Annotated in this window: 1 protein-coding gene; it reads right to left on the bottom strand. The window is 51.6% G+C overall.

All coding sequences use genetic code 11. The annotated features are described in order from the left end of the window. Positions 1 to 14: 14 nt before the first annotated feature. Positions 15 to 473: ATP-binding protein (locus EIZ37_RS25670; protein ID WP_167569130.1), on the bottom strand; the 459-nt coding region annotated here is incomplete at its 5' end.

Raw genomic sequence — 473 nt, 5'->3', positions numbered from 1 at the left:
TGTCAACGCCGGAATTAATTTGACCCACGAGCGCCGGTATAATTTTGACCCACCTGTGCGCCTGGTGTCGAATAGATTCCGGTTTTTAGTTTTTCTTTGAGCCGGTAGCTGTTCCCTCGGATGTTCACGACGTGGGAGTGATGCAATAAGCGGTCGAGAACAGCTGTAGCAAGAACGGGATCGCCCATGAGTTCGCCCCATTCGCCAAAGCTCTTGTTGCTAGTCAGAATCATGCTTCCTTTCTCGTAGCGTGCACAAACCAACTGAAAAAACAGGTTTGCAGCGAGCGGATCGAGGGGGAGGTAGCCCACCTCGTCCACGATGAGGATGCGTGGCCTGAGATATACCCTCATTCGTTTGTCCAGGCGATTCTCTTCATAAGCTTTTCGTAAATCGCCCACGAGCTGCGCGAGAGAGACGAAATACACAGGCAATCCTTGTCCAATGGCCTCCATAGCGATAGCAACGGCTAA

It is taken from the genome of Brevibacillus migulae (genome assembly GCF_004521915.1).
GTDB lineage: Bacteria > Bacillota > Bacilli > Brevibacillales > Brevibacillaceae > Brevibacillus_F > Brevibacillus_F migulae.
Note: the sequence above shows the minus strand (reverse complement) of the source record. Positions and strands in the feature narration are given on the sequence as shown.